20 protein-coding genes are annotated in these 23,827 nt (G+C 47.3%); 7 read left to right on the top strand and 13 right to left on the bottom strand.

Features of this window, described 5'->3' with window-relative positions; translation table 11 throughout:
- Nucleotides 1–93: 93 nt before the first annotated feature.
- Entirely contained in the window at nucleotides 94–894 is an 801-nt protein-coding gene (locus tag ACIDITHRIX25_RS85025) for a hypothetical protein (RefSeq protein WP_201732106.1), read from the top strand.
- 300 nt (nucleotides 895–1,194) lie between these two features.
- On the opposite strand, the gene ACIDITHRIX25_RS85020 is transcribed toward ACIDITHRIX25_RS85025, so the two are convergent.
- Nucleotides 1,195–2,613 (bottom strand): MFS transporter, encoded by a 1,419-nt coding sequence (locus tag ACIDITHRIX25_RS85020; protein ID WP_201732105.1) that lies wholly within the window; start codon nucleotides 2,611–2,613, stop codon nucleotides 1,195–1,197.
- A gap of 1,262 nt (nucleotides 2,614–3,875) precedes the next feature.
- Between ACIDITHRIX25_RS85020 and ACIDITHRIX25_RS85015 the strand changes: the two genes are divergently transcribed.
- Nucleotides 3,876–4,076, top strand: coding sequence for a YgaP-like transmembrane domain (locus tag ACIDITHRIX25_RS85015; RefSeq protein WP_201732104.1), 201 nt, complete (start codon nucleotides 3,876–3,878; stop codon nucleotides 4,074–4,076).
- A gap of 235 nt (nucleotides 4,077–4,311) precedes the next feature.
- Here ACIDITHRIX25_RS85015 and ACIDITHRIX25_RS85010 read toward each other — a convergent pair whose 3' ends face one another.
- The 5 genes from ACIDITHRIX25_RS85010 to ACIDITHRIX25_RS84990 all read right to left on the bottom strand — a co-directional run bounded on the left by ACIDITHRIX25_RS85010 (nucleotide 4,312) and on the right by ACIDITHRIX25_RS84990 (nucleotide 10,278).
- Complete coding sequence (locus tag ACIDITHRIX25_RS85010) at nucleotides 4,312–5,253, bottom strand: HpcH/HpaI aldolase/citrate lyase family protein (RefSeq protein ID WP_201732103.1); 942 nt, start codon at nucleotides 5,251–5,253, stop codon at nucleotides 4,312–4,314.
- Nucleotides 5,254–5,750: 497 nt separating this feature from the next.
- On the bottom strand, nucleotides 5,751–6,500 hold the full coding sequence (locus ACIDITHRIX25_RS85005) for a dienelactone hydrolase family protein (RefSeq protein ID WP_201732102.1): 750 nt from the start codon (nucleotides 6,498–6,500) through the stop codon (nucleotides 5,751–5,753).
- 217 nt (nucleotides 6,501–6,717) lie between these two features.
- Entirely contained in the window at nucleotides 6,718–7,179 is a 462-nt protein-coding gene (locus ACIDITHRIX25_RS85000) for a pyridoxamine 5'-phosphate oxidase family protein (protein WP_201732101.1), read from the bottom strand.
- 873 nt (nucleotides 7,180–8,052) lie between these two features.
- Complete coding sequence (locus tag ACIDITHRIX25_RS84995) at nucleotides 8,053–8,862, bottom strand: hypothetical protein (protein WP_052605133.1); 810 nt, start codon at nucleotides 8,860–8,862, stop codon at nucleotides 8,053–8,055.
- Nucleotides 8,863–8,871: 9 nt separating this feature from the next.
- Nucleotides 8,872–10,278 carry a class II fumarate hydratase gene (locus ACIDITHRIX25_RS84990; protein WP_249685827.1) on the bottom strand — a complete coding sequence of 469 codons (1,407 nt, stop codon included), beginning with the start codon at nucleotides 10,276–10,278 and terminating at the stop codon, nucleotides 8,872–8,874.
- 544 nt (nucleotides 10,279–10,822) lie between these two features.
- Between ACIDITHRIX25_RS84990 and ACIDITHRIX25_RS84985 the strand changes: the two genes are divergently transcribed.
- From ACIDITHRIX25_RS84985 to pyk, 3 genes are all read left to right on the top strand, one after another.
- Nucleotides 10,823–12,124, top strand: a complete 1,302-nt coding sequence (locus ACIDITHRIX25_RS84985) for a C40 family peptidase (RefSeq protein ID WP_201732100.1) — start codon at nucleotides 10,823–10,825, stop codon at nucleotides 12,122–12,124.
- Nucleotides 12,125–12,142: 18 nt separating this feature from the next.
- Nucleotides 12,143–13,120, top strand: a complete 978-nt coding sequence (locus ACIDITHRIX25_RS84980) for a zinc-binding dehydrogenase (RefSeq protein ID WP_201732099.1) — start codon at nucleotides 12,143–12,145, stop codon at nucleotides 13,118–13,120.
- Nucleotides 13,121–13,306: 186 nt separating this feature from the next.
- Nucleotides 13,307–14,728, top strand: a complete 1,422-nt coding sequence (gene pyk / locus ACIDITHRIX25_RS84975) for a pyruvate kinase (protein WP_052605138.1) — start codon at nucleotides 13,307–13,309, stop codon at nucleotides 14,726–14,728.
- A 444-nt stretch (nucleotides 14,729–15,172) separates the two neighbouring features.
- Here pyk and ACIDITHRIX25_RS84970 read toward each other — a convergent pair whose 3' ends face one another.
- The gene (locus ACIDITHRIX25_RS84970) at nucleotides 15,173–15,943 is read right to left on the bottom strand and encodes an SDR family NAD(P)-dependent oxidoreductase (protein ID WP_052605139.1); all 771 of its coding nucleotides are present in this window, start codon (nucleotides 15,941–15,943) and stop codon (nucleotides 15,173–15,175) included.
- A 145-nt stretch (nucleotides 15,944–16,088) separates the two neighbouring features.
- Between ACIDITHRIX25_RS84970 and ACIDITHRIX25_RS84965 the strand changes: the two genes are divergently transcribed.
- Complete coding sequence (locus ACIDITHRIX25_RS84965; RefSeq protein ID WP_201732098.1) at nucleotides 16,089–16,979, top strand: prolipoprotein diacylglyceryl transferase; 891 nt, start codon at nucleotides 16,089–16,091, stop codon at nucleotides 16,977–16,979.
- Nucleotides 16,980–17,017: 38 nt separating this feature from the next.
- Entirely contained in the window at nucleotides 17,018–18,301 is a 1,284-nt protein-coding gene (gene pncB, locus ACIDITHRIX25_RS84960) for a nicotinate phosphoribosyltransferase (protein WP_201732097.1), read from the top strand.
- 170 nt (nucleotides 18,302–18,471) lie between these two features.
- On the opposite strand, the gene ACIDITHRIX25_RS84955 is transcribed toward pncB, so the two are convergent.
- From ACIDITHRIX25_RS84955 to ACIDITHRIX25_RS84930, 6 genes are all read right to left on the bottom strand, one after another.
- Complete coding sequence (locus ACIDITHRIX25_RS84955; protein WP_201732096.1) at nucleotides 18,472–19,023, bottom strand: DUF501 domain-containing protein; 552 nt, start codon at nucleotides 19,021–19,023, stop codon at nucleotides 18,472–18,474.
- A gap of 6 nt (nucleotides 19,024–19,029) precedes the next feature.
- Nucleotides 19,030–19,728 carry an SRPBCC family protein gene (locus tag ACIDITHRIX25_RS84950; RefSeq protein WP_201732095.1) on the bottom strand — a complete coding sequence of 233 codons (699 nt, stop codon included), beginning with the start codon at nucleotides 19,726–19,728 and terminating at the stop codon, nucleotides 19,030–19,032.
- Nucleotides 19,716–20,282 carry a nucleotidyltransferase family protein gene (locus ACIDITHRIX25_RS84945; RefSeq protein ID WP_201732094.1) on the bottom strand — a complete coding sequence of 189 codons (567 nt, stop codon included), beginning with the start codon at nucleotides 20,280–20,282 and terminating at the stop codon, nucleotides 19,716–19,718. The genes ACIDITHRIX25_RS84950 and ACIDITHRIX25_RS84945 overlap by 13 nt, the downstream gene beginning before the upstream one ends.
- Nucleotides 20,283–20,284: 2 nt before the next feature.
- A complete protein-coding gene (locus ACIDITHRIX25_RS84940) occupies nucleotides 20,285–21,529 on the bottom strand; it encodes an XdhC family protein (RefSeq protein ID WP_052605145.1) in 1,245 nt (414 codons plus the stop codon).
- A gap of 128 nt (nucleotides 21,530–21,657) precedes the next feature.
- Nucleotides 21,658–22,776, bottom strand: a complete 1,119-nt coding sequence (locus ACIDITHRIX25_RS84935) for a vWA domain-containing protein (protein WP_201732093.1) — start codon at nucleotides 22,774–22,776, stop codon at nucleotides 21,658–21,660.
- A gap of 42 nt (nucleotides 22,777–22,818) precedes the next feature.
- On the bottom strand, nucleotides 22,819–23,826 hold the full coding sequence (locus ACIDITHRIX25_RS84930) for an AAA family ATPase (protein ID WP_082058549.1): 1,008 nt from the start codon (nucleotides 23,824–23,826) through the stop codon (nucleotides 22,819–22,821).
- Nucleotide 23,827: the final 1 nt, after the last annotated feature.

Raw genomic sequence — 23,827 nt, 5'->3', positions numbered from 1 at the left:
ATAGAAACTGTAATATTAATTCGTTCCGGTTGCGATATTTAACCGTTAACTAGATGTGACCTATATCTAACAGCGACACGAGGTTTAGATTCAATGAAACAAGCACGAGACGCTGTTGCCTGGATCGCTATGAATATTGGTATGGTCTTTGCCCTTGTGGGCATCTTCAGCTTTCTGGCAACGCAGAGCATCTTCCAACAGGGTACTCTCGCGAATTCTGCAAAGACAATTATGGCAAGTTCCGCGGTTAGAGCCGACATCTCCAATGCAATCACTTCATCAATAACCAATACATTGGGAATGACATCGCCACAAAGTGCAAACGAGGTAAATCTTGCACTCCAAAAGACCTTCGAAAATGCCTCCGTCCAAAACATATTTGCAAATGCGCTATCGGAGGCTCAGTCGCACTTGAATGGCGCCTCACTTGGCCCCATCACCATAGGAGGTCCAACATTTCAAAACACCCTAGCATCGTCTCTCCAACCGATTGACCCATCCCTAGCGTCTCTGGTACAAAAGACTCCTCTAGTAATCAACATACCTGGCACCTCCCTTCCGAATCTTGGAATTATAAAACGAGCACTTCCTCGAGTCGAGCGTGATGCCTTTGTTGGCGCGGGACTGCTGCTTGGATTCGCATTTATCATTGCAGCTAAGCGAAGACATGTCATTGAAGCGATCGGCTGGAGGCTAATTGCAATAAGCTTCTTCAACGCCTTCGTCTTCTTCATACTTCCACAATGGATAATACCAATGCTCGCAATATCGTGGGGACCAGTGGCCTCCATAGTACTAAAGGCCATCGGTGGACCCGTTATCGCCACCTACATCACGATCTTTGTGACTGGCATTGGTTGCATTAGTTTGCCAAGATTTATTCCATTTCTATAGCCAATATGGCAATCATTCGTATCCCCAGCCACATTCGATCAAATCTATCGCCAAGCTATAGTCGTCATCGCTTGGCCCCTAAGATCTTGGTTTAGCCAAAACTGGTACCAAAACCGGCATAAGCCTAAATCCATCCAAACCAAGATCGAAGGCTCGCTTATCTCTTTTGGAACTGATCCTGGATCTACAACCATCTACCAAAAGGTGACCCACGCAAGAAACCTCCGGCTCCACCTAGTCCTACAAGAACAATTCAACCGCAGTTCAAAGTCACAAAGCTCAATCCAGCTGGTCTCAACTTCAATCAGCGCTCGCCTTTAGGTCGGAGTGCGACCTAGACCTTGACGATAAGAACGATCCAAAGACCCCAGATGCAATCGCCGTTGCACTCTCATACCACCAGAGATCTTGAAAATTACCGAAATTCCCAGATCTCCGTGACGAACCCGCCAAAATTACGACCAAAATAGCAACGCCCACGGCCCCACCAATCTGGCGAGCTGTTTGATTCAACGCGCTTCCAACTCCGAAGTCCGAAGGAGAAAGGTCAGCGACTGCAGCGGCGCTCAGGATGGGAAAGGTCGAACCTATTCCAACTCCCACAATTAAAGACGAGGGCAACCAATGAAAAAGGTAGTTAGGAACTCCTCCGGCAAATATTCCAAAGGAAGCTAAGCCGCACGCATAGATAACAGAACCAAAGATCATCACTATACGAAACCCATATCGTCGGGCTACCTTTCCTGCGAAGCCAGAAACCAGGGCAACGACTATAGGAGTAGGTGTAATAGACAACCCCGCGTCCAATGTAGAAAAATGCCACACGCTAGTCAAGAACAAGATATTGCCCAGTAGCATCGCGAAAAAAGCCATCGCATAGAGAAAGGTAGCCGCATTCGCTGCACTGAACGAACGAATCCGAAAAAGACTGAGATCTACAACGGGTTGTAGATGATTCATTGACCGCCTAATAAACCAGTATCCACTAACCAAAGAAAGAGCAAAGGCCGATAGGACAAAACGAGAGGTCCACCCCCATGATGCACCCTGGGATATTCCAAAGACGACACTCGCAATTGATGTTGTCACTAAAACCACACCGAAATAATCCGGTCGAATTGTCGAAACCGAACGCTCAGATTCAACCAAGCATCGCCTACCAAGAACAAGTGCGACTATCGCGATTGGAATATTTACCACAAAGACCAATCGCCATCCACCAAGAGAGATCAATCCAGCCCCAAGAGTAGGACCGGTAGCGACCGCCAATGCACCAATTCCAGCCCAAAGTGTAACCACCTGCGAACGCCGCTCGGGTGAGAATGCACCTAGAAGCAGACCCAAAGACGCTGGAAGCAATGCCGCCGCCCCGAGACCCTGTACGACCCTTCCCAGAATTACAGTAACCACCGAAGGTGCAAGCGCACATAGCGCCGATCCCAAGGAAAAGATAACGAGTCCGAGATAGAAGGTCCTCCTACGTCCCGATCGATCACCGTATCTACCAGCGCTAACCAGTAACGCTCCAAAGATTATGGTGTAGCCGCTAACCACCCAGGATAGGGCTGCCCGTGAATCATATGGAAATGATTGTTCGATCGAAGGAAATGCGATATTTACGATCGAGAGATCCAACGAAGCCATATAGGTGCCCAATGCAGTAACGAAAAAGGTAAGTCGTTCTGTCTTTAACCTTGGCGCCGAGCTATTGTTATGCAACTATCAATCTTCCATTCCGTAGACCATTGCCCTCTGCACAAAAGTGGCCGAAACCATCGATCTGATCAAGTAAAACCTATAACCGCCAAGTAGTCGAGATCAGCTAGACGTTTGGTCGATTCACAACTTTGCTAACAAATCCTCAACGATAACCCGCAATGCACAAAGTCTAAGACCTAATGCCTAGCCGAGCCACCTGCATTGGCGAAAACCATTTGATATTACCCAACCAAATCGAAGAGTAAATCTATCTCGGAAATCGTCCGCTATCCAAGATATTTTATCAAACTTATGTAGCTCAAAATAGCAAATATCATTTAGAAAAAGCGATTCAACCACGGTCATAAATCCAAATTTATCAATGGTTTTACCTTGAGTAAATATAGTATAATATAGCGAGATAGGTATCTATAATGCATATCCAATCAGATCAATATTCAAAAATGACTACAAGCATGAAATCGTCAACCAAGCAGCCGCCAAGGTCAACTCAGTCTCTAAAAATATCCTATTTTAAATGAACAATCACAATATTCACCTCCGAATCAATGGAATTGTTCTTATGAATATCGATCTTTGAGAAAAACTTTTGCAAGGGCGACTACTGTCCACTGTCCTATCTCATAGAACGAAGATACCTACGGTGCCTACCGACATCCCAAATTAGTTTCCAACTTCCGCTAGTTAGCCCAGTTCAAGTTAGCCCAGTTCAAAAAGAATGCTATTAGTTCGGCCACGTTCTAGCGATTCAAACCCATTTCTTTCATTTTTCTAACCGCATTATCTGCTCAAATTAAATCGCAAAAACAAATTATAGATAGAGTATCTATTATAAAACTTTATTCATTCTATATTAATAATCACAACCTATCATTTGGCTACCTCCGAAAATATCACTCATCATTTATAAAATTCTAGGACAAATTACTCATAAAACGTGTTAAAAATTCGACACTATCTCGAATTTCAACTCATCAATAAAAGGGTTCATCTCTAATCAAAAATGACCCCATTGTTAATTTGATGCAACCAAACTCACAGAGCTTAGTCAAACGATGACCAGGGCGCGGGTTTGAGACTATGCATTAAAAATCAAATCGCCTTCCTCACAATCAGGCCGATCATGGCAGTGGTCTGTCCAACATTCTTCACAGCCCAAAAGGCGCTCCAAAAAAGCAATAGGGCACGAAGACCTTGCCATTCGATTACAGGAATAGATATATACCATAGGGGGTATATATCTATATAGAAAGGAGATCTCAATGAAATTTATTACCTTTATGAACAGCACCACAGGGAGATCCTCGCGAATTATAGCCGGACTAATCTTGATTTTCGCGGGCTTGATTCCAGGAAAGGCCTGGATAGTGATCTCGATAGTTGGACTTGTACCTTTCGTAGCCGGAATTGCCAACAAGTGCATTCTGACTCCGCTCACCCACAACACACCAAGCAACCGATGAGTGAGCGATGGTGGCGATCCCAAGAGCTTAAGCTAGGGTAATGCCACTAGCTTAGCCACATTGCAAGCTCGATTAATTTAATCATAATGCATTAAGGCGAGCCGAAGAGAAGAGGTATCTCCATTTCATCGTCTTCCTACTTAAAGATATAAAATTCCCCGTGTATTCATGCTCTGAACAAATACACGGGGAATTGGTCAATAATCTATCGCCCTAGAGCTGTGGCGTCTTGTATTCAGTCCTCGACGACTCTCTTCATGCCAGCTCTCTCACCTCGAGTAACGAACTTGGTAGCCATCTTTCTTGATGCTTCATCGATCATCTCATCTCCGAACATTACTGCACCTTTTCGATCACCCTCGGTGGCAACTTTGTAAGCGTCCAAAATTGACCAAGCTAGCTCAAACTGTTCGGCGGTTGGCGAATACATCTCGTTTATCACTGTTACTTGATCAGGATGCAAAGCCCATTTGCCGTCATAGCCCAAGGTTACAGTACGATTGCAGTAGTCTCTAAGCGCTTGGCTGTCTTTTACCTTCAAGAATGGTCCATCAATGACCTGCAACCCGTAAGCACGTCCCGCCATCAAAATCTTCGAGAAGACATAATGAAAATGATCACCAGGGTAATTAGGAATCTGAACACCACCCGTCAAAACAGGCATCTCCATCGAAGCTGCAAAATCAGCCGGTCCAAAGACAATTGTCTCGAGGCGGGGAGAAGCCGCACATATCTCTTCGACATTTATCAAACCTAAAGTCGATTCAATCTGTGCCTCGATCCCAATATGACCCTTAGGAAGGCCAGCGTTGATCTCAACTTGGGTTAATAGGCGATCCATGGCTATCACGTCTGCTGCACTCTGGACTTTCGGGAGCATAATCTCATCAAGACGCTCACCAGCATTTCCCACCACTTCAATAACATCGGCGTAAGTCCACTTGGTATCCCATGCATTCACACGCACGCACAATACACGATCATCCCATTCGAGGTTACGTATCGCCTCTACCACCTTGGTCCTAGCACCCTCCTTTTCCAGAGGTGCTACCGAGTCCTCGAGATCCAAAAAAGACATATCGGCCGGAATCGTTGGCGCCTTTGCAAGAAAGCGCTCAGAAGATCCGGGAACTGAAAGGCAGGAACGCCTTGGTAAATTTCTACTTCTATCAGACATTCAAAAATAATAACTCAATTTGATCACGCACTACTAGTCAAAGACCTAAAACTAAATGTCAGCCCCAAAATAAATACCAGCAAAATCCCACTAAGAGATGGGTTTGTTGAAGATAAGTGACAAACTTCACATGACACACAAACAAAAGGTCATCGATCTCAGCCGTATGCGAGAGGGCTTTTCCAGTCTCGGAAAAAAAATACTCCTTCTGTTTTCATCTGTGGCCTCTAGTGAATCTCCAATAGCCCTATAAACAAGGAAGGCCGCTCAAAGGTATCTATCAATAAAAATCCAAAAAGAGTTCAGTTTTCTCGTTGATTCCAATTGAAGCCATCATTGCCCGAACTATAAAAATAATCCCAATGGATTACCTCATAAGGCAACCCATTGGGATTATTAAAAAGCAGAAAACGACTGCTACATCGACCCTGGAGAGCAACTTCCACTCAAAAAAAGCACATCACTAATGAGTAAGCACTTTGACCTTGCACCGGTGGCTACCTAAGGGATTCCTCTAAAAACGGAATCAACCTATCCCAAGCCTGATTTGATGCAGCTGCATCATAGACCTCAGGTCTCGCATCATTGAAAAATGCGTGCTCAGTATTTGGATACACAAAAAACTCCGCATCTTTACCAAGTTCGACCAAGCTGCGTTCCAGTCCCCTGGATACCTTTGGCGGAGCAAAATCGTCGATCTCGGCATAGTGACCTTGGATGGATGCAGTTATCGCCGAATAATCTGGCGCCGCCTCTGGCCAAGGTATTACTCCATAGAACGGTGCAACCGCACCAACCGCATCTGGTCTATTGGCCGCCAAGACTAATGCCAAGCCTCCGCCCATGCAAAACCCAACGACACCGACCTTAGATGTCTCGGCCCGAACCATCAGTTCATCCACAGCACCAGAAAGATCCTTGGCGAATTTATCGATCTCAAGAGCCATCATGTACTTGCCCGCTTCGTCTGGCTCTGTCGCGACTTTGCCGTGGTACAAATCTGGTGCGAGAGCCAAATACCCAAGGGCGGCGAAACGGTCACACACGTCCTTTATGTGATCGACAAGACCCCACCACTCTTGAATTACGACTATTGCTTTGCCATTGCTAGTGGTCGGCGTCGCGAGATAACCAACGCCATTTGTTCCATTACTTGGAAACTCAATCATTTTGCCCATAATTCTAAAGATAGCAGAAAAGTAGATCCAATTAGTTCGATGACCAAAAGACTGTGAAGCAAATGCCACAAAATTCCTCAGAAAGGAATTGAACGATTCAAAACTCAATGAACCAAAGGCGTTTTATCGGCTCATCCCTGGGTTGAAATAGTATTTGGACAGAGATGAAAGCTCTCTGGATCTCAAAAATCTAACGTTATAATCACTCCTTCTTACAAGCAACTCTTTCGAAAGTAATTCTTAGAGCTTTGAAAACCCTAGTCGCTAGAGGTGAATGGCTGAATTCTCAATAAGCGCCGGCCAACTTCGAGTGATCCCATGAAACCATCTTCGTTGCTTTAATTATGACACCAACTCTCTTTGGAGTACTAGAGAGAAATACGAGCGATGCAGCAGGATCAGCCTCTGGGTAATATCTCGAAAAGACTGAATTTCCGATGCTCCTAACGACCTCTAAATCTCGAACTATCTCACAAGTGCCCACTATCTCGACGCCTCTAAGCTGATCATAGCTATTGCCACTCTCCACCAAACAAGTAATAGATGAGTTGCGCTCAAGGTTCTTTACCTTTTGACTCTTGGAATAGGTCCAAAATGCAAGATCATCGCCGTAAAATCCATACCACATAGCGACAAGGTGAATTGCGTTAGACGGCGAGTGAGTTGCGACCGACATTGAAGACGGAAGGTGCAAAAAGGCCGCTAATTCATCCTCGGTCATCTTGATCAGGTCTCTTCTGGTGGCCAATGTGATCTCCTATCGTAAAAAGCGTCCTAAAGTTCCAACATTAGCCAGCAAAAGCGTGGTGTGTCTTGGACCTCACGGATAATTGTCAACATATCCAAGATTTGCACGACATTGCAGGGCAATAGGAGGGAAAACTTGAGGCAAAGTGGCAAATCGAACTTCTCATTGCTAGGCTCTGGCGCGAAAAAGCAGTCAGACAAAGATACGAGATCTGTTACCTGAAGATCCCCACCTGGGGTTTCGGCATTTGCGAATCGACTCGTTCAAAATTTCAAAAGGAAAGTCAAACCCATTAAAATCGAGCGGAAGCCCAACCGAGATGGAGAGCTTTGACTTCAGAGAGCATCGATAGAGATCCTTACTTCGACCCTAATCAGAAAGCCAAGATCACCAAATTAAAATAAATAGGAGATCGAACCAATCGCACGCATTGCCCAAGTGGTGAGTTTATTGCACAAACGGACTTCAAGGGTCCAATGGTTTTTCTCTCAAAAAATAAATAGCACTAGAGATATAAAGTCGCACCAAGAGTCTCTCGCGCAAACCTTTTAGCAATGTCAAAAAGCAAGGATAGGAACTCTCCGGATTACAACGGCATTGCCTTGTCAGACATACCTTTATACGCCGTGAACATATATGCTGTGAATAAATCTCTCTTCTAAATGTAAAGAGATGAGATCCTTATCCTTGATTGTTACTAAGAGACTTGATATCACCTTAAAAAACCAATAGATCGCCTCCCGCTCCAAATCTAGAGTTGGGGAGCCAAGGTCTCAATTGAAGACCTTGAAGAATAGAGTCATAAATATCAAATCAGCCATGTTGGTATGTATAGCCACCTAAGGGCCCAACCACTAGTTACAAAAACGGACGTCAGATCAGTTCGGAGGCAACAGCATCGTTTCTTGTGCTTCTACGTGACCCCATCACATAGGTGACGCTCTCAGGATTAGCCCTAAAACCAGGCAACTCACTGAGGGTAGTTACCTCCTTGTGGAGCTCGCTACCACCTTCAGAACTCCCCAAAGCGAGGGCTCTAATTTGGGCGTCAAATAGCTCGCTAGGTAGCTCAAACCCGAACGGAATTCGGATAATAACCCTAACTCCATCCCCCAGGACTTGGTTGGCTATCGAGATTATGTGACTCGCAATTACAACCCGACCGCCTGAAAAAGAAGATGGCTCCAAAACCAATGCTGAACGATTTGGGGGGTGTGCCTTCCCGATCAACTGAGAGATCGAGTTCATAGGATCGAAATAGTTTATCTTATCTCGAGTATCCAAGGTGTCAATATTCTTACTTGAAACAGAGCGTACTGACCGTCCATTTTCTTTGGTACGGCCAGTAGTCATCGTCTCAAATGCCCGGTTCATATCTAAAAAATACAGAGCCATTCCATTGTCGATCTGGCCAAACAGACCCGATATACTCTGATCCCCTAAAATCTCATCCCGAATCAATTCGACCTCATCACCGACCTCGATAGAGAGTAAAATTCGATTGGCCAGCGTCCACAAAAGACCATTTCTTGGATGTGACTCCAATAGGCGGCGAATTGCGACTAAAAGCATTTCAGGACGGTCCGCAAGCGCACCCAACGAGTCGAGCGCAGAGAGCGCCACTACCTCTGGAGAACGATCATCAAGACCCGCTACATAGCGAAGAATTTCAAGGGGATTCATATTACTAAGTTACCCTATTAATCCACCCTTTGTCATCGCAAAGACGTCTAATGCTTTATCTGCTTCCTCTGGAGTTAGAAGTCCTTCTTCTAATACTAAAGTTCGCAAGTCCTTATTTTCGGCTAAAGATCGCTTGATAATTTTCGCAGCTGCCTCATAGCCAATATAGGGATTCAACGAGGTACCAATAGAAGGTGAAGATAGTGCGTAATTTCTACATCTTTCAACATCGGCCTCAATGCCATCAACACACTTGTGAGCCAGAGCAATTGAGACGGAAGAGATCAACTCAATCGACTCAATTATGTTTCGCGCTATCACGGGAAGCATAACATTTAGCTCAAGGATGCCGGCGCTTCCGCCGAATGCCACAGCGGCATCATTACCGATCACTTGAGCAACCACTTGACATACTGCTTCTGGCACAACTGGATTCACCTTGCCAGGCATAATTGAGGATCCTGGTTGAAGATCGGGGAGGTGGATCTCTCCGAGCCCACAACGTGGGCCTGAAGCCATCCACCTCAGGTCATTTGCGATCTTATACAGAGAGATCGCGATAGTGCGAAGCACTCCTGAAGCCTCCACGAGAGCATCGCGCGAACCCTGCGCCTCAAAGTGGTTTCTAGCCTCAGTCAAGGGCAGGTCCATCCACTCGCGAAGGAGCGCAATAGCTTTAGGCGCGAACTCTTTAGGGGCATTGATACCAGTTCCAACGGCCGTTCCGCCCAAGGGTATCTCGCACACCCGAGGTAGAACTGATTCGATACGCTCAATACCGTAGTCGATTGCTGCACGATACCCAGAAAACTCTTGCCCAAGGGTAACCGGAGTAGCATCCATTAGGTGGGTTCGACCAGACTTGACCACGCTCTCGAATTCAATTGCTTTTGAACCAAGTGAGGCTGACAGTTCCAAAAGCGCCGGAATCAGGTTGAACTTTAGCTCACTGGCGGTAGCCAAGTGAATGGCACTTGGGAAAACGTCATTGGAAGATTGCGAGGCATTGGTATGGTCGTTCGGCTTTACGGTAACGTCAACGAGAATCTCACTTGCCAGAGTTGCTAAAACTTCGTTCATATTCATGTTCGAAGAAGTACCAGAACCAGTCTGAAAGACGTCAATCGGAAACTCGTCGTCGAAGTCACCATTAGCCACGCGCTCTGCAGCGCTGGAAATGGCATTGGCAATTTTCGGATCCAGAGTACCAATTTGAGAGTTAGCCATTGCGCCAGCGGATTTTATGAGCGCTAGAGCCCGTATCAGAGGTTTCGATATCCGAAGGCCTGAAATGGGAAAGTTCTCAACCGCTCGCTGGGTCTGAGCTTGCCACTTAGCTTGTAACGGGACTGCAATGTCGCCCATGGAATCGTGTTCTAACCGGAAGTTTTGGGAATTTGAAGTTGTACTCATCATTCACAAAACTACTACAAATATAAATGCCGTCGCTAATTTGCAATGACCATTATGCCAATGATAACGCTAGCAACGTCATGCTCACCAGAATCAGCTATGAACAACAAATTCGAGACGCATATCCAAACCCATCCCACAAAATCTAGCCTACGCTTAGTCTCCACTGGTACACCAGAGCCTTGGAACCCAAGTATCGTATGGAAAAGCCATCCCTTTAGGTGAGCTAGAAGCAGCTACAATTCCCCATGTAGCCCCCGACACGAGGAGAATAATTAACCGACGACCTCAAAATCACCATTTCGTAAGAGTCAATCAATATGAGAGATTCCCTCTGCTTCCTCCGTGTCAAGGCAGCCAGAATCGTTTCGGAGTCAAGGAATCTCAAAGATAAGTTTTGTCTTATTAGAGGAAAATCCCTCAAAAACGCTCTACCTGCTCAAGTCGATTCGAAGAAGCGTCGATGAAATAAAATATTCCTTAGAACAGACATTAATGTATGGAATCAGCCAAATATCTCTGCGGAGCTTACTATCATATTTGAATTGTGACGAACCTGCCTAACGATGATACGGATTTAGATGCCGAATTCAAAGTGACCGAAGTTCGGTCCAAAAAATTTAGCCGAAAGGCGCTTACCGGAATTTCAGCTCTAGTACTAGGGTTGACCCCGATAGCAACTTTCGCAACTAGCGCATCGGCCGATCAGCTTTCAAGCGCGAAAGCACAAGCATCGGCAATTGCGAGTAAAATTGCTACCCTCAATGCCCAAGTAAGCGCTTACTCTGAAGCTTATGACCAAGCGCAGCTGAAGCTACAAACCCTAAATCAGCAGATCTCAATAAGCAAAGCCTCAATTGCCTCCACAGAAGCAAAGATCGCGGAGCTTAGAAAAAAACTAGCCGCTGAAGCTGTGAATTTTTACACCCAGGGTGGATCAGTCGTTTCCTTTGCCGACGTCTTAAATGGTTCATCCACAGACGTAACCTTGCGAGACGTCTTCGCGGGAACCGTAGCCAACTCACAACAGACATTAATCGCGCAGTTCAACCTTGCAAATGCCAACCTCAACATCGAAAAAGCTAAGTTGGCCTCCGAAAAGGCCCTAGCAACAGCGGCACTAAAAAGCGCAGCCTCTTCAAAAGCCGCCGCGCAGTCCGCGATGAATACTGCGCAATCGCAATTACTCACAGTCAATTCCAATATCGCATCACTGGTCCTCCAGGCACAAAAGCAACAGCAACTAGCCCAAGAAGCCGCGGCCCTGCAGGCCCAAAAGCGGGCCCAAGCTCTTGCTCTTGCACAGCATCTTCAGCTTCAACAACAGCAGCTTCAACAACAGCAGCTTCAACAACAGCAGCTTCAACAACAACGAAGTGCGACTACTACAAGTCGTGCAAATGCTCAACAAAGCAACCCAAATGGCCAACCTGCATATGTAGCAATTCCTCCAGGTACTAGAGCAGGTGCTGCTCCAGCATATGTAGCAATTCCTCCAGGTGCTGGAGCAGGTACAGCAGTGTCGGTTGCGATGGCACAAATCGGTAAAAGTTACGTATTTGGCGGTGCCGGGCCCAACTACTTTGACTGCTCTGGCTTTGTAATGTACGCATGGGCGCACGCTGGGGTCTATCTCCCGCATTCCGCTGCAGCACAATACGACTCAATTCAACACGTCTCACTCAACAGCCTTCAACCAGGGGATTTAGTCTTTTACTTCACTCCCATAGACCACGTTGCAATGTACATTGGCAATGGCGAAGTAGTAGTGGCCGATAATCCTTCATACCCAATCATGGTGCGGAGCCTCTATTGGGACGGAAGTCCCGTAGGAGCCGGACGTCCCTAGATCCAACTTGTAGGTGGATTGATTTTTATCTATGGGTCGTATGCTTGTTTTGCAATGAATGCTGCAAAGATCATAGACAAAACAATCCTATTCACCACTTGCCCAGATCCCACTATCAGCGATGAAGAGTTACTCGTCAGAGTGGCCGGTGCCGGATTAAACGCGGCTGACCTACTCCAAGTTGGAGGGTTTTATCCCCCGCCAAATGGAGTGGTTAGCGATATTCCGGGCTTGGAATTTTCTGGGACCGTAGTTGCTCAAGGATCAAAGGTACCCACGAACTGGATCAATAGACCAATAATGGGTATCGTCGCAGGCGGAGCCCAGGCCGAATTGGTAAAGATTCACTTTAGCAACGCAATAGAAGTTGACCAAACATTACCCCTAGTGAAGTGGTCCGCGATACCAGAGGCCTATACAACGGCTTACGATGCACTCTTTAGCCAAGGTGAGATTAGCGCCGGAGATAGAGTCTTGATCACTGGAGCTACTGGAGGTGTCGGAACTGCCGCTATCGCGCTTGCAAAATTTGCTGGCGCCACAGTCTTTGGAGTATCACGGACCGACGAAGGACTCTTGGCCATAGAACGCCAGGGGGCTATGGCAATCTCGCCATCGCAAATCGCAACATCTGGCCCTTTTGATCTTATACTAGAACTCGTCGGCGGGGTCAATATGGCCTCCAATCTTCAAGCTCTATCGCTTCTTGGCAGGATAGTCATAATAGGAGTCGGAGCAGGGCCAAAGGCTGAAGTCGACCTTCGTATGATTATGGCTAAAAGAGCGACTGTTAGAGGTTCGACACTAAGACCCCGAAGCGTTGGAGAGAAGGCGCAGATTGCGCAGCGAATTCAAAGCCACATCCTACCCGCAATCAAAGATGGAACTTTCGGACCACTCATATCAGCGGTCTACCCCGCATCGAAGGCCGCACTTGCCTATAGCGACTTTAGCAAATCAAAAGTAGGCAAGCTCATCTTGGATTTTTCGATCTAAACGATAATTTCAAATTTAAAAAGGGTCGCCATCTCAAATATTTGCCACCGCGGCTTGATAAATTCAAACCCTTTTACACCCATGCAGGTCAATCCTGTAACTTTGTTGCCTGGTGTACAACCTTTGTTTAATATCCAGTGGCTAAGGTCGTATGTAGTTTTAAACTCGAAGTAAGGAAGGGGACCCTTGATCGAAGATAAAAAGACCAAAATTGTGGCAACTCTCGGGCCCGCTTGTGCCAATATTGATACGGTAGTAGCGATGGCCAAAGCGGGAATGAATGTAGCTCGTCTAAATTTAGCTCACGGAACTCCAGCATCAATTGTACGACTAATTGGACTGGTCCGCAGAGCAGAGCGACATACCGGAAAGATGATATCCATTCTTGCCGATCTTCCTGGTCCAAAGATGAGGATCGGCAAGTTAGACCAAGCGATAGGGCTAAAGGGCGGAATGACCGTAAGGCTCGCCCCTACCGGTTCGCCGGCAGTCGATAATGATATAAATATTCCTGTTGATTTCCCTGGAATCGCCAGAGCGGTTGGACCAGGTTCACTCATCTACCTAGCAGATGGATTTATCTCTCTCAAAGTAGTTCGAGTCGAAGGTGAAAGCATCCTCTGCACCGTTGCTGCAGGCGGAGAATTGTCATCCCACAAAGGAATCAACCTTCCTGGTGCCACCCTTGACATTTCATCACTCACAGATAAGGACGCGGAGCTCTTATATTTCGCCCTCTCCAGGGGGGCAGATGCACTTTCAATCTCTTTTGTCCAACGGGCTGAAGACCTCCATCGGGCAAGAGCTATCGCAGGAGAGCACGGCTTTTCTCCATTTCTTTTCGCCAAGATAGAACATCCAGCAGCACTTCGAGACATCGATGCAATCCTCAATGCGTGCGATGGGATTATGGTGGCACGTGGCGACCTTGGCATCGAACTTCCTCTCGAAGAAATTCCACTGGTCCAAAAAGACTTAATCTTTAGGGCAAACTGTATCGGAAAGCCAGTCATAACGGCAACACAAATGTTGGAATCGATGGTTGACTCGCCAAGACCGACTCGTGCTGAGGTAACAGATGTGGCGAATGCAATCTTAGATGGCACCGACGCAGTAATGTTAAGCGAAGAGTCCGCAATGGGTAAGTACCCGGTTGAAGCGGTTGCAACGTTGGCCAAGGTTGCTCGATACACCGAGGAACACGCCACATTTATACCGTCACGTGAACGGGTTGCCGACTACATGCGCGATCACGCCACAACAATTCCTGAAATTGTCGCCTTATCGGTGCTCTCTGCGGTGGAAAAATTGGATCCGGACTACATCGTCACTCCGACCGAGTCAGGATCGACTCCTAGATCCATTGCCAAGTTCAGAATGAAGCCTTGGATCGTAGCGCTTTCACGAGAAGAAACGACCGCGAGACGCCTAGCCTTTACTTCAGGGGTTGCTCCCTTAGTCATCAAGCCTCATGATACAACCTGGGAGATCAAGACTCGAGAGGTTATGACCGAGATCGACCCCACGACGTCAGTAGTACTCCTAACACAGGGGTCACAAGGCCGAATATCTGGAGACACAAACCGAATCGATATCATCACCATATAGCCGCACTTATCCGATCCCAGTGATCTGAACCTAAATCAGATCACTGGGATCACTTTAACATTTACCGCAGCTATCGGTCTCTTTGCCAAATACCATCTGGACCAGAAAAGGTTCCATGAGACACTTAGGCAGTGCCTTTATGGCTATCACATAGCGATTGAGTTATCAAAAACCACCTTATGAGAGACAGCTAGAATGAAGCAAGCCACCATTTTCTGACGCATATACACTTTTCGCATCCGCACCACCTAAATACGCACATTAAAGCAAACTACGACTAATGCGCTTTACAAAGTTCATGCGCGACGCCACTACAGGGTTACCATCTCGACAAGTCACTCAAAACCACAGACCAAGACCCTCCGACCCACCGGGTCGTAAAAGAGTATGACAAAGAGACAATTCAAGAAACCTCTTGAGCCAGTAGCATTCATCAACTAGCCACTAAGTCAGAGACCACCCGCCATCCACTACAAGCGTTTGGCCAGTAATGTAACTAGAAGCATCCGATGCCAACAGTAGCAAAGGCCCGTCGAGCTCATCGATATTACCACCGCGTCCCAGTGGCGTATTACGATTAATCCAACTCAAACCTCGCCCTTCCTCAAACATTACAGAAGTCATTTCAGAAGGGAACCAACCTGGAGCGATAGCATTGACCCTTATCTTATGCTTGGCCCACTGATAAGCCAACTCTCTTGTCAGATTCACGACACCAGCCTTTGAAGCGGTATAGCTTGCCTGAGGAATAGAGTTCGATGCGATAAGTCCAAGCACCGATGCAACATTTACAATGGTACCGCCACCACCCAAATCAATCATTTTCTGGGCGACAAGTTGCGATAGGACGAAAACCGATGTCAAATTTGTCTCTACTATCCGCCTAAATTGAGCTGGCGACTCCTCAAGGGCCGACAATGGCTCGGCGATTCCGGCGTTGTTGACACAGATGTCTATCTTTCCGAAGCGCTCAATCGTTCTGGCAACCAGATTCTCCAGGTCGTGATCCAAAGTGACGTCACACACCACGTGAATAGAATCTTGCAAGGTGGACGAGAGCGCCGCAATACGTTCTTCTCTCCGTGCTGCTAAAACCACCGACGCTCCCGCCTGTGACAATACCGTCGCAAGGCGAGCACCGATCCCACTCGACGCACCAGTTACAATCGCAACTTTACCCTCTATGCCAAACTGGCCTGGCAAATGCTTTGTCATAGATCTCCTCCTCAAAGCTTTAAAATAGCTCTAAAATATAATTGACCAAAAAGATGGAATCATTACGCTTCCAATGCACTTACTATGTAACGACCATTTCAGTGATCATCGAGAAATCTATGCACCACACAATTTTAGGTGAAACATGAAACCAATACCCATCGTTTTCAATATCGGTCCCGTTCAGGTACACACCTATGGTATCGGATTGGCTATCGCATTCTACGTTGCCTATCGATATTTCGAGAAACGACTTAAAGATTCAGGGATGCCATACAACTGGGTTGGAAAATCGTTCCTGTGGATAATTGCGGCAGCTGTAGTTGGCGCCAGAATAGTCCATGTCATAGCAAATATCTCATACTATTTGAAATTTCCAGCACAAATTCCCTTGATCTGGCACGGCGGCCTCTCTTCGTTTGGCGGATTAGCAGGAGCAATCCCCGTTGGTATTTATCTAAAGCGTAAATATGCTCCAGACCTCCGCATCGCCGACACCTTTGACAAGCTGGTTCCAGCGCTCATTTTAGCTTGGTCGATAGGTCGCATTTTGGGGCCACAGTTGATGTTCCAAGGTGGAGGACGACCTACCAATGCTTGGTATGGTCTACAATACGCCGGGCAGGTCGGATATCGAATACCAGTTCCCATTTTTCAGGCTACTGAAGACTTTATAATCTTTCTGATTCTCCTTAAAATTGAAAAATGGATGACTACAAAAGCTCCACCGTATCGAAGCGGCAGCCTAGCCATAGCTGGACTTTTTCTATGGTCGATCCCAAGATTTTGGGACGAATACTTCTGGCTAGCAGTTCCCCGCCTATGGGATGCAGTAGAGGTATTCTCCATTATTTTGATCATAAGCTCGGCATGTGCATTTCTAATTCTGAACTCGCCAGAAAGACGCAACTCTCAAAACACACAGGTCTATGACGGCGAGGGCGAAGATTCGACCAATACCGGAATGACCAATGCCAACGATAACGAACACATCTTAGTGGATGGCCTTCAACCTGACGAAAACAAACCATCTTAAAGATCACAGAATAGATCATCTAAAACCAAGAAGGAATCTTGACTGAAAACCGCCTTGAAACTACAGCTCTACATACCGACAAATATGAATTCACGATGCTCGATACTGCCATAAATGCAGATAAAGCATTCCATAGAGCCGTCTTCGAGGTCTTCACTCGAAGCCTACCTCAAGGGCGAAAGTACGGAATCGTAGGGGGCCAGCAACGCCTTCTTGAAGCACTTTCTAGATTCAAGTTCTCAAAAGCTGATATCTCCTTTCTTCGTAGAGCTAACTTTTTAAGTGAGCGAACAATAGGTTATCTAGAAAGTTTCGAATTTCACGGCACTATAACCGGACTCCCAGAGGGAAGCTTCTACTTTGGCGGAACGCCGATTTTGAAGATCGAAGGGACCTTTGCAGAGTGCCTAATAATCGAGACATTGGTCCTTTCAATTCTAAATTTCGACTCTGCTCTAGCTGCAGCTGGCGAGAGAATGGTAAGGGCTGCCAATCGACGTCCAATAATCGAAATGGGCTCCCGTCGGATTCATGAAGAAGCGGCTCTAGCCGCAGCAAGGATCGGATACATCGTAGGGATGGCATCTACGTCAAATCTTGGTGCCGCACGCATTTACAATATTCCAGCGTCTGGCACGGCAGGCCATGCATTGGTAATGGCTTTTGAAAATCAAATCGAGGCATTCCATGCTCAAGCTATGACGCTAGGGGCATCATCTACCTTTTTAGTGGATACATACGATCAAGATAGCGGAATTTTAGATGCCATTATGGCTTGCGACGGGGAACCAGGAGCTATTCGTATCGACTCAGGAGATCTTTTTGAAGGTGCCACCAACGCGAGACAACTTCTAGACTCTAAGGGCGCCAAATCGACGAGAATCATCGTCACGGGCGACCTGGATGAATTTGAGATCCAACGTCTGAGAGATGCCCCAATCGATGGCTACGGTGTAGGAACGCGCTTTGTAATTGGCTCAGGACACCCTAGCGCCAATTTGGTTTACAAACTCTCCGAGATTGAAGTCAATGGCGAAATGGTTGGCGTCTCTAAGGCTTCGATCGGCAAGGAGACGATTCCGGGATCGAAAAAAGTAACTCGCCACTTCGATCAAGATGGCCGTTTCATCGCCGAATCTATCGCACCCACGGCAACAGAGAGTTCTCAAAATCAATATTTCATGGCATCGAGCGCAATCGATCCCTATGTAACATTTATCGAGAGAGGAAGAATATCCTTTGGCCTTTCTATCGAAAAGATACGCTCGTTCCACGCAAATCAGATGAAAGCTCTGGAAAGGTTCGTCGAATTGAACGACTAGCGACCCCTATTTCAACACAATAAGGCGCTCTTTGGTAGTTAAATCGACGGTATAATTTGAGATTATCAAACGGAGCGCAGTCGCAACTACCACCTCCACTATCAAAGATCACCTCAAATAAGCGCCAGCCCCAGGGTGAACCATCAAGCATTATTCACCCTGTGCAATAGTTACGATAACGCGTCAACGTGGAGGTCGATAACGCGGCCCAAACCCGCTGGCATCCCAAGAACTCGAACGTCACTCAAGTCCAAACTCTGCGGGTGATGCTCCAATACATAGAGAGTTGGAGCATCTACCTTAGAGACGATGTGCCAGCCCACATGGGCATGTAAACATTTGAATCCACTTCTAGTGCCGCCAACCCCTCCTGAGGGACGAGGACCCAAATAGTCATCTGGAATCAAACCATCGCGGATAGAAGAATACGTTCTGTGGCCATATTCGACCAGGTCAAGGTCAAGACTCTCTCGGATCTCTTTGATAATTCCACCCGACTCTAGCCGTGAAACCGCAAGAGATATTTGTGGGTCACAGAGCCAAAAGAGAGTCGGCATCGGAAGCCTCTCCTCAATTATCGGCCAGCATGCAATCACGCTAGGGATACCTGTGGAGATGCGCCTAGCCACAACCACGAAGCGCCCTTGAGGAGGTCGCCCCAAGAGGCGCTCAACATGGTTGTAGTCGACTTCCGAAGGACCTTCCCAAAGATCAATATTCAATTGAACTTAACCTTTTCGCTTTCTTGAGCGGCGGATTAGTATCATAATCAAAAAGAGCAAACTGCCCACTGCAGCCGGAACGACCCGCTTTATTATTGGCGATCCAGCGACGCCCAAAAGGTCTACCGGAGCAGTTTCAGTAGGTGCAAAGGTCTTCTTTATGGTTGGAGGCTTTTCATCGTCGTTGGAGCTGACCGCCTCTTTGGCCGGAGACGCAGCCGGGTCCGAGGATTGTGGTTCTGCCGAAGGTACCTCTTTGCCATCGTTTTCAACCAGCGCCTCAAGCGATACTACGAACTGACTTAGAAGCTTGTTTGAAACATCAGCCAAGACCCCTCTACCGAACGAAGCAACCTTGCCAGTTATTGCTAAATTTGTCGTAACGGAAACGTTTGTCGAATTCTCATCTCCATCCAGCTGTGCCGTTACGGTAGCCGAGGCGTTACCTTGACCCTTAGTGTCTCGACCTTCTGCCCTGAGAACCGCTGTATGTGTCTCTTTATTTAGCTCTATAAAAGATGCTTTTCCTTTGTAGGCAGCAGTAATAGGTCCCACCTTAACCTTGACTGATCCACGAAATTCATCGCCATCAATCTCCTCGAGAGCAGCTCCCGGGAGACAAGGTGCTATCTTTTCTACGTCAGTCAAAAGCGCCCACGCTTGCTCTATTGGAACATTTACAGAAAACTTATTTACCAATTCCATCTATCCAACTCCTCTTTTGTATCAATATCAATCGGCTCGCCAACACATTCGACCTCTAGCAATTGCTCCGAAAATTGCGAATATAGCGACCTGGCTCCAACCTCGCCCTGGCTCGGAATGAGGTCGAAAAGCTCGCGGGAAATTCGAACCGGGTTACGACGTCTTCCCTCATATGTTGCTACCATAATAGGCGAGGTTTCGCCTGCATGTGCAAGAGTTAACCATGGGGATGAACCAATTAAAGGTTGATCCCCCAAACCAACAATTACCTCGGACGCCTCGAGGCTCTTCGCCCACGCTAGCCCAATCGCCAGAGAAGATGCCATCCCTAAATTGGGGTTAGGATTCAGAAGTGCAACCTCGCCCTCATGCAGTAAATGCGATAGATCAATCACCCCAAAGACCACGGCAATTGGCTCTATAGATGCTCCCCGAAGCCCCGCCAGCGAATGCTCAAAGACTGTAGATCCCCGAAACGGCGCCTCTAATTTATGGGTATCTCCCCTATATCTAGAACCAGATCCACCACAGAGTAAGATCCCAGCCATAACCATTGTCAACGGCTCCTAGGATGAATTGGACCTTCGCCCAGCGCTAATGAGACGGGTACCTTATTGGTCCGTAGTGCAATTATCTCTCCAGCAATGGAAATAGCCGTCTCCTCGGGCGTCCTAGCCCCAATATCTAACCCAATTGGTCCCATTACCCGTGAAAGTTCGTCAGGATCTACGCCTACATCTATCAGGCGTTTGCTGCGCTCTTGATGCGTCCTTCTCGACCCCATCGCACCTATATAGCCCACTTTAGTCTTGAGAGCTCCGACAATTGCTGGTACATCGAACTTTGGATCATGGGTAAGTACACAGATAGCATCTCTTTGTCCAAGTGAGCCACCAATCCGATCTAAATACTTATCCGGCCAGTCCACGACCACCTCGTCAGCCATCGCAAACCTCACACGCGTAGCGAAGATAGGTCGAGCATCGCAAACCGAAACACTATATCCCAACAACTTACCAACTCTAGCAAGGGCAGCAGTAAAATCTACGGCGCCAAAGATAATCATGCGAGGTGGCGGAGCGAAGGTCTCAAAGAGAACCTCTACCTCTTCGAGCTTTGCTTGTCCATTTCTGCCGTAATGACGAACCATGGTCGTGCCAGACGCCAATGCACCTTGACTATCTCGAATGATTACATCCGAAAGGGTATCATTCTCTAAATTCGAATAAATGGCTTTACCGTCGACAATTATCAGCGTTGATCCAACGCTAGGAAGCGCCCCAAAGACTTCAAAGGCCGACAACCCTTCACTGGAGATCTGTAGCTCTACAGGAGCATCATTCCCAGGAACTGCACCGATACCTGAGACCACGGTGGCACGCACAAATGGAGTATTTTCATCCAACAGTCGAGCGACTAGATCATATGGTCGATCCACATTGGGTTCAATTAAGATTCGCAAAGTACCGCCGCAGGTCAGACCCACAGCAAACGCCTCATCATCTGAATAGCCAAAGACCGATACGCTTGGACATGCCTGCACACCAGATGCATCCACATCCATTACAGTATTATTGCCGACGGCTACGCTAGTGACACCCATCGCCGCGAGTGCCTCCATCACCACGGCTCCCTCGACGCAACCGCCAGAAACCGAACCTGAAACTTCTCCTATATCGCTTATTGCCATGGTGGCACCAGGCTCACGCGGACTGGACCCTTCGGTACCTACTACTCGCGCTATTGCTACAGCTTTACCCTGGGCACGCCATCGGATCAAATCAGATAAGACATCCCTCAATGTATGCTCCTTTCAAATAAAAAATCAACCTACCGAACTTGACGGCTCTCTTATAGATGGACGCAGGCCACAACGAGACGCCCTTCATTCACGAAAACGATCGATAAAGTGGTCAAGGGCCTTCAAAATCATGGCGCATCTAAAACCCTAACCAAATTTGCTAGCGCATTCAGGGAATGCCCCTCTACAAAGACGTCGACATAGGGTAGAGCTGCGGCCATTCCGCGAGCCAGGGGTGCATATCCCTCATGAGCCTTTAGGGGATTAACCCAAATAACTTTACGTGCCACCCTATGAAGCCTCGCCATCTCCAAACCAAGATGATCTGGATCCCCTCGATCCCAGCCATCAGAGAGTATTACGACGTTGGCTCCCCTCGCCATTCCTCGCACCCCATAGTTGTTATTAAACTCGCCGATCGTCTCACCTAATCGAGTACCGCCTGAGAAATCTGCAACGCGCTTTGATACGTCATTCAAAGCTTGGTCCGGTTCGCGCCAAGTCAATTCACGAGTAATTCGAGTCAGCCGGGTGCTGAAGGTAAAGACCTCTATTCGGCTACGTGCCAAAACTGAAGCATGCACGAATCGTAGTAGCGCGCGGGCGTAAGGATCCATAGATCCAGAGATATCCAAGATAAAAACGACGCGCCTAAATCGCTTTCCATTGGTCTTATAAACACGTTCTATAGGCTCGCCATATCGAGAAATTGCCTTGGACACGGTTCCTTTGAGATCTAGGAGGCCGCCTCTGCGATCTCTAATCATCCTTCTGGAGCGCTGCTTAGATCCAGAGAATCGCATCATTGACATCATCGCATAAAGTTGCACGAGCTCCACTCGCGTACATTTAGCAAAATCCTTATTAGAAAGTATCTCCTTGGCTGAAAAACGCAATGTTACGTGGTTCTCATCTTCGGGAATATCTTGAGTTTCATCGCTTTGGTCTTCTTCATCACTGGCGATATCTATAAAGAGCGTCTCATGAACTTGGGGCTCGCTAAAGAGTGAATCGTCATCGAAAATACCACCATCAAAGAACTTGGCAAATGCTCGATCGAACTTTGCCAAATCCTCAACGCGCTTTACCAAGGTAACGCGTGCCACCTCGTATACCTTTGCTCTGGTATCTATTCCAACCAGTTCCATTCCTCTCAAAAAAAGAGAAAGAGAATCTGGATCAGCCAAAACCTCATTTGCTCGAAGGTGTTCCCCGAAGCCCACTACTATCTCGTAGGTATTTGCCATATCTCAAACCTTAGTTACCAGGGCTAAGTCCAACTTTAAGAGTTAGCTTGATTTTGCAATCGCCGCCCGCACTAACGCCGACACATCTGCCTCTTTAACTTTCTGCGCGTCTTCTCTATACTTGACTACCGCAGAAAGTGACGCCTCAAAGATTGACTCTGTTATCTCGCTTGCACCTAGTGCTATTAGCGAACGGAGCCAATCGATAGATTCGGCGACGCCTGGCGGTTTAAATAAACCCATCGCACGAAGAGAACCCGACAAAATAGCGACCTGAGAAGCTAAAAAGCGATCCGCTCCTGGTACGCGTGTCATGATGATCGACACTTCGGTCTCAAAGGAAGGGTGATCTACCCAGTGGTAGAGACATCGTCTCTTTAGTGCATCGTGAAGATCACGTGTCCTATTCGAGGTGATAATCACGACCGGCGGGACCGGAGCAAAGATTGTGCCGAGTTCGGGAATGGTAGCCGCATAGTCTGAGAGGGCTTCGAGCAAAAACGCCTCGAACTCATCGTCAGCCCTGTCAAGCTCGTCGATCAATAGGACTGCCGGCAAGGTGGCGCCACCAACCGTTGGCAACTCGTCCCCTGCTGCTATAGGATCTAGAGCCCGAAGAAGGGGTCTGCGAACCAAAAACTTCTCGCTGTAGAGATCGTCCTCTATGGATTCATCCACCTTCAGGCCATTGGTGTCTGATAAAACTTCAACGGTACGTAGATGCAAAAGCTGCCTGGAGTAGTTCCACTCATAGAGTGCTTGGGATACGTCGATCCCTTCATAGCACTGAAGGCGAACCAGTGGAGAACCTAGCAGCCTAGAAAGACTCTTGGCCACCTCTGTCTTTCCAACACCAGGTTCACCCTCCAAAAGAAGCGGACGGCGAAGGCTAAGAGCCAAATAGATAGCGGTGGCCAAAGATTCAGAGGCTATGTAATCACAATCGCGCAGCTCTCGAATGAGCGCACTTGGCGACTCTATCGAGAGCTGCTCACAAATTGATGGCAACTGCGCCAAATCGTCATGGCTTTGACGCGTCTTTGGATCCATC

The organism is Acidithrix sp. C25 (assembly GCF_904848545.2).
This window is presented reverse-complemented; position numbering and strand designations above follow the sequence as displayed.

What these genes read in the sequence shown, in the direction of transcription:
- ACIDITHRIX25_RS84930 (WP_082058549.1), bottom strand. Translation starts at nt 23,826, where the DNA reads ATGGATCCAAAGACGCGTCAAAGCCATGACGATTTGGCGCAGTTGCCA.
- ACIDITHRIX25_RS84970 (WP_052605139.1), bottom strand. Translation starts at nt 15,943, where the DNA reads ATGACAAAGCATTTGCCAGGCCAGTTTGGCATAGAGGGTAAAGTTGCG.
- ACIDITHRIX25_RS85010 (WP_201732103.1), bottom strand. Translation starts at nt 5,253, where the DNA reads ATGTCTGATAGAAGTAGAAATTTACCAAGGCGTTCCTGCCTTTCAGTT.
- ACIDITHRIX25_RS84950 (WP_201732095.1), bottom strand. Translation starts at nt 19,728, where the DNA reads ATGGAATTGGTAAATAAGTTTTCTGTAAATGTTCCAATAGAGCAAGCG.
- ACIDITHRIX25_RS85025 (WP_201732106.1), top strand. Translation starts at nt 94, where the DNA reads ATGAAACAAGCACGAGACGCTGTTGCCTGGATCGCTATGAATATTGGT.
- ACIDITHRIX25_RS84935 (WP_201732093.1), bottom strand. Translation starts at nt 22,776, where the DNA reads ATGGCAAATACCTACGAGATAGTAGTGGGCTTCGGGGAACACCTTCGA.
- ACIDITHRIX25_RS84995 (WP_052605133.1), bottom strand. Translation starts at nt 8,862, where the DNA reads ATGAATCCCCTTGAAATTCTTCGCTATGTAGCGGGTCTTGATGATCGT.
- ACIDITHRIX25_RS84965 (WP_201732098.1), top strand. Translation starts at nt 16,089, where the DNA reads ATGAAACCAATACCCATCGTTTTCAATATCGGTCCCGTTCAGGTACAC.
- ACIDITHRIX25_RS84945 (WP_201732094.1), bottom strand. Translation starts at nt 20,282, where the DNA reads ATGGTTATGGCTGGGATCTTACTCTGTGGTGGATCTGGTTCTAGATAT.
- ACIDITHRIX25_RS84990 (WP_249685827.1), bottom strand. Translation starts at nt 10,278, where the DNA reads ATGATGAGTACAACTTCAAATTCCCAAAACTTCCGGTTAGAACACGAT.
- ACIDITHRIX25_RS85015 (WP_201732104.1), top strand. Translation starts at nt 3,876, where the DNA reads ATGAAATTTATTACCTTTATGAACAGCACCACAGGGAGATCCTCGCGA.